The organism is Paenibacillus sp. 598K (genome assembly GCF_003851045.1).
Taxonomy (GTDB): Bacteria; Bacillota; Bacilli; order Paenibacillales; family Paenibacillaceae; genus Paenibacillus_D.
Genome location: NZ_BFBX01000068.1, coordinates 15,236 through 20,466 on the forward strand (window position 1 = coordinate 15,236; position 5,231 = coordinate 20,466).

Genomic DNA, 5,231 nt, shown 5'->3' on the forward strand with positions numbered 1-5,231 from the left:
GGCAGGGATTGTACAGGGCCGCAGCGGAGGCGAGCTGGCTCCTGCAGCTTCGGTTACCCGTGCCGAGGTAGCGGTGATGGTGCAGCGACTACTGCGGCAGTCGGGACTTATCTAACCTAGGCTACACGCAGCAACCCCAGGCCATGTTGGCCTGGGGTTGCTGTATTCTCCAATCGTTGTCATTAAGACTTAATTCATTTCTTATCAATTTCTTTGAATCTAATCAATGAGGATTCCGTTTTGCTTCAAGTCTAATCGTTCTGGCAGCCAACACATCAATAACATTGTCGGCCTCGTCCTGTCGCTGTACAATCGTATCCACCTTGTTGTTAACGGTTTGCAGGATCGCAATCACATCTTCATTTTGGTGCGTTTCTATGCGCTCTACGGACCCCTTAATGCTAGATATGTCGGACTGCATCTCATTTACTTGCCCCTGCAGCCCATTTATTTGCCCCTGCATCTCAGTCATTTGTCCTTGCATTCCGTTCATTTGTCCTTGCATCCCATTCATTTGTTCCTGCATTTTACCGAGCAGTTCGAAAATCTTCTTCTCCAAGAACAACACCCCCAGTGATAGTATACTATCAATTTCGATTCATGTCCTGCACAATCTATGTCTCTTCGAGAGAGGGACAGGAGAGGAGGGGCCAGCCAAGCGGCTGGCCTGTCTTCACTTCAACGTCAATCGATCGAAGGGGTACTCGTGACGGGCGGCGCGGAAGGCGCGGGGGGAGAGTCCGACGTAGGCTTTGAACATCTTGCCGAAGTAGCTGGGGCTGTCGAAGCCGCAGCGTCTGCCGATATCCTGGACCGGGAGGTCGCTGCCGCGGAGCAAGGTGACGGCGGCTTCGATCCGCCGCTGCTGGATATAATCGAGCGGGCTGACCCCCTCATGACGCTGGAACAAGCGGCACAGGTAAGCCCGCGAGATGCCGCAGCTGTCGGCAATATCGGCGAGCGACAGCGCGCGGGCATAATGCTCGCGCATGTATTGCTTCGCCTGCTCGACGAGCGGCGGCTTGTCGTCGTGAGAGCGGCGGGTGTCGCTGCTCGGCGGAGCGAGCAGCGACAGCACGAAGTGGTACAGCAGCGTCGAGATGTCGGCGATATCCGGTACCTGACCCTGGTCCTGTCCCGCAGACATCGCCTGGTACAACGTCCAGAATCGCGTCATCGCGGGTCCTTGCTCGGGCAAGGTCAATACAGGACCATGGGTCGCGATCAGCTGCTTCCAGTAGCGCGCCGCATCCTCGCCCTTGGCATTCAGCCACACGAACTCCCAGGGCTGGCCCCCGCCGTCCGCAGGGTAGCAATAGCGGTGAGGGCTCGGGATATCGACGAGGAAGGCGCTGCCCTTCGTCAGCGGGTAGAGCTGGCCGTTGTACTCCAACTGTCCTTCACCACGCAGCGTATATTGGAAGATGACATGGCCGGCATCGGATCGCCTCGTGCCATCATTGCTATACTCCGGGGAGTCGACGGTCTGCCAGCCGATCGTATCGAGCAGCATGAAGGGCCATTTCTCCGCATATCGCACCGCATGGACGCCGGGTTTCATCGGAATTGCTCCTTTGCTATTGAGCTCATGTTACGAGGAAGGGGCATGCTCTCTTCACATCGCATTGTCCGTTAGTTTCTGTTTCGTTCGTCCTGCCTGTACTATAAGCGATACGCTCCGATCAGGTCAATATCGTTATAGTCGGGATACGATTATCAGATTGTCTGTCCCGGTCTGCGCTGCTATGATGGACACAACAGATCAGACAAGAGGAGTGATGTCCATGTCACAGGATGTACCGATGACAGAAGGGTTGGAATTGCGCGTGCTCAGTTCGCTTAGCAAAGTATTCGCCGATGCCGAGCTGGCAGATCGCAAGGTCGAGCAGGGCTCGGCTCTGGCAGGGGAGGTCTATTCGTTCCAGATCGCCTATCGTTCGCCAACGGCGCTTCGCGGAGTTCGCGTGCAACTAGAGTCCGCGCTGGACCAGTACACGACGCTGCGTAAGGTCGGGCTGGCGCCGTCAGAGCTGCCGGTGTTCGAGAAGCGCGACGAGCATTACTTGCGGACGACGCCTGGGCTGTATCCGGATGTGCTGGAGCCGCTGGACGGGGAGCTGGCGATCCTGCCCGAGCAATGGCGGAGCTTGTGGGTGCAGATCGCGATTCCGGCCGACGGGTCGGCGCTGCCGCAAGCGCCGGATGGTTCGACCTATCCGCTGACCGTGTCGTTCCTTCATGAGTCGGGCGAGATGCTCGGCGCGGCCAGCTTCGCGCTTGAGATCGTGCCTGTGACGCTTCCTGCCCAGCGGCTGATCCATACCTGCTGGTTCCACTGCGATTGTATCGCGACAGAGTACGGTGTCGAGGTGTTCAGCGAGGAGCATTGGCGGCTGATCGGCATCTATGCTCGCAATGCAGCCGAACACAGCGTCAATATGCTGCTGACGCCGCTATTCACGCCGCCGCTCGATACGGCGGTCGGGGGCGAGCGTCCGACGGTTCAATTGATCGGCGTGGAGGAAGCGGGGGAAGGGCAATATCGTTTTGATTTCTCGCGATTGGTCCGTTGGGTCGAGATGTGCCGCGAGGCGGGCATCGAATATTTGGAGTTCTCCCATCTGTTCACCCAGTGGGGAGCAGGGCATGCGCCCAAGATCGTCGCGGGGAGCGGGGCAAGCGAGCGGCGATTGTTCGGCTGGGAGACGGATGCGGCCAGCGAGGCTTACCGCAGCTTCCTAGATCAGTTCCTGCCGCAGCTTGCAGCCTTTATCAAGGCGCATCAGCTGCAGGATCGGGTGTACTTCCATGTATCGGATGAGCCGCATCTGGACCATCTGGAGAGCTATCGGACGGCCAGCGAGATGTTGAAGAAGCATTTGTCCGAGTTCCGTTTTTTCGAAGCGTTGTCCAATTACGAGTTTTACGAAATCGGCCTGGTGCCGATCCCGGTGCCAGCCAGCGATCATATCGGCCCGTTCCTGGAGCATAACGTAGAGCCGCGTTGGACGTACTATTGCTGCGGCCAAGGGGTCGATGTGGCCAACCGGTTTTTCAGCATGCCGTCCGCCCGCAATCGGATTTTGGGCATGCAGCTTTTCCGGTTTGATGTGAGCGGATTTTTGCATTGGGGATATAATTTCTGGTATACGCAGCACTCGCTGCGCCAGATCGACCCGTTCCGCGTAACCGATGCGGGAGGCGCTTTTCAGTCGGGCGACGCATTCGTCGTGTACCCAGGCCAGGAGGGACCGCTCGATTCGCTGCGCTGGGAGGTATTCCGCGAGGGCGTGCAGGATCTGCGGGCGCTGGAGCTGCTGGCCTCGCTGGCAGGCAAGGAGCGGGCGCTGGAGATCATGCTCGAGGGCTGGGAGGGCGAGTTCCGCTTCGACGACTACCCTCGCGACCTGGAGTGGCTGCTCGACGCGCGCGAGCGGATCAATGAGGCGATCAAGCAAGCGGCGCAATGATGTAGGTACATTGTTCAACACACCAAAGAGGCAACCCGGAGGACAGCTCGCGCTGTCGTCTTCCGGGTTGCCTTTTGTGTTGGATGCCGCGGCACTTGGGAGGATTGTTCCGAGCTGCCACACCTGTGACGCTCCGAGGTCTGTCCCTGGCTGCGTTTGTCTCTGTGCGCTCGGCAAGACTGCTTATGGAGCAATCGCTGTCCGATGTACAGACGTTCGTTCGGGGCGCGACAGATAGAAAGCGGCAGCAACCAGCAGCAGCATGATGACCACATCGTACGCTGTAGTGCCGGATGCAGAGCTCTTGGCGGCGAATTGGATGAAATTATGCACGGCATGGAACAGGATGGCCAGCGGCAAGGCGCGATGCTTCAGGACGAGCAAAGCAAGGACCAAGCCGATCAGAAAGGCGTATACGACCTGCAGGAGTGTGTCGAGCAAAGATTGTCCGCCGACGGCATTGAGCAAATGGGTGACGCCGAACAGCCCACTCGATACGAGGATGGCTAACAAACGTCCCTTCGGCAGCAGCAGACGGAGGATGATCCCGCGATACAGCGTCTCCTCGACGAAACCGACCAACAGCGCATAGAGGGCGAGGTAGCCGAGCTGAGCGAGCGGGGCAGCTCCAATGCCTTGTGCTGATACCCATACGAGCACCAGAATCGCCAGCAGCGGGGTGTAATCGAGCCATTGCCGTCCCGAGAGTCGCGTCAGTCCATCGAAGAAAAAGGTGCTCCAGCGCATCTTGAGGCTAAGGTAGACAAGCAGCATGATCGAGAAGGGAATAAAAGCAACAAAGGCGGGCTGCAGCTCGGTCCTGCCCGATATCGTAATGTAGGCGCCTGCCCCGATCAGTCCGATCGCAAGAGCAAGCTGCAAGAGAAGAATCGTCAGGTAAGGGCGTTTTGGTGCAAAGTGTCGTTCGGTTGTCATTGTTGGTTCCCCCGTTTTTTGATTGTTTCGAGCCAGTTATTCTCCATTTTGAAAAATTCAATGCCGTAATACATCACGCTAAGGCGATAGTAGTAATCGTCTTTATTGTCGATCTGCTCCAGCTCGCCGGCGACGATCTGCTGTACGGCTTGCATCTGGGCGATCTGCATCTGAACGCCTCGCTGATACGTCTCCAGCTGCTGCAGCCGGGTAGCCTCATCCAGATAGTCATAGAAAAAAATTTTGATCAGGTGCTCGCGCTTGTTCGCTTGCAGCGGCTCCTTCAGCCAATCCTGGAATGCAGCTTTCCCCTCGGGACAGATGGAGTACAGCTTTTTATTTTTCGCATCTCCGGTCTCCTCCTCCTCGATCCAGCCTCGCTCTGTCATCCGCTTAAGCGCGGGATACAAATTGCCGTAGCTTACCTTGTAGAAGATACCGATTGACTGCTCGATGATTTTCTTCAAATCGTAGCCGCTCATTTTCCCTTCCAGCAGCATCCCGAGGATGACTTGCTCCAGCATCCTGCCTCGCCTCCAATATATCTTTTAGATATATCTATTTGATATATGGATCTTACCACAGGTTTATTCAATGATCAATCTATTTTTTGGCTACTTTTGCAGAGCGATTTGCGGATGGGGCGTGAATCGACAAAAAACACTCGAATGTATTGCCAGTCGTCGGCAATAGAATCGAGTGTTTTACGGGGAAAGGAAAGCGGAAGAATGCGTAGGGTGACAATTTTTCAGGCTAGCCTCAAACCAATACGTACGGTTACGAGCCGTGGCAGGCCAATCGGAGCCAAAGTGTACGATATTTCGT

6 protein-coding genes are annotated in these 5,231 nt (G+C 56.5%); 2 read left to right on the forward strand and 4 right to left on the reverse strand.

Features of this window, described 5'->3' with window-relative positions:
• Positions 1 to 7: 7 nt before the first annotated feature.
• Positions 8 to 115, forward strand: coding sequence for a hypothetical protein (locus tag PA598K_RS39035; RefSeq protein WP_376739051.1), 108 nt, complete (start codon positions 8 to 10; stop codon positions 113 to 115).
• A gap of 108 nt (positions 116 to 223) precedes the next feature.
• On the opposite strand, the gene PA598K_RS19675 is transcribed toward PA598K_RS39035, so the two are convergent.
• The gene (locus PA598K_RS19675) at positions 224 to 559 is read right to left on the reverse strand and encodes a hypothetical protein (RefSeq protein ID WP_128658602.1); all 336 of its coding nucleotides are present in this window, start codon (positions 557 to 559) and stop codon (positions 224 to 226) included.
• Between the two features lie 114 nt (positions 560 to 673).
• Entirely contained in the window at positions 674 to 1,561 is an 888-nt protein-coding gene (locus PA598K_RS19680; protein WP_128658603.1) for an AraC family transcriptional regulator, read from the reverse strand.
• Between the two features lie 223 nt (positions 1,562 to 1,784).
• On the opposite strand from PA598K_RS19680, the gene PA598K_RS19685 reads away from it, so the two are divergent.
• Positions 1,785 to 3,470, forward strand: a complete 1,686-nt coding sequence (locus PA598K_RS19685) for a DUF4091 domain-containing protein (protein ID WP_260405503.1) — start codon at positions 1,785 to 1,787, stop codon at positions 3,468 to 3,470.
• 183 nt (positions 3,471 to 3,653) lie between these two features.
• On the opposite strand, the gene PA598K_RS19690 is transcribed toward PA598K_RS19685, so the two are convergent.
• Together PA598K_RS19690 and PA598K_RS19695 are read right to left on the reverse strand one after the other, a co-directional pair.
• On the reverse strand, positions 3,654 to 4,406 hold the full coding sequence (locus PA598K_RS19690) for a CPBP family intramembrane glutamic endopeptidase (RefSeq protein ID WP_128658604.1): 753 nt from the start codon (positions 4,404 to 4,406) through the stop codon (positions 3,654 to 3,656).
• A complete protein-coding gene (locus tag PA598K_RS19695) occupies positions 4,403 to 4,930 on the reverse strand; it encodes a PadR family transcriptional regulator (RefSeq protein WP_128658605.1) in 528 nt (175 codons plus the stop codon). The genes PA598K_RS19690 and PA598K_RS19695 overlap by 4 nt, the downstream gene beginning before the upstream one ends.
• Positions 4,931 to 5,231 lie beyond the last annotated feature (301 nt).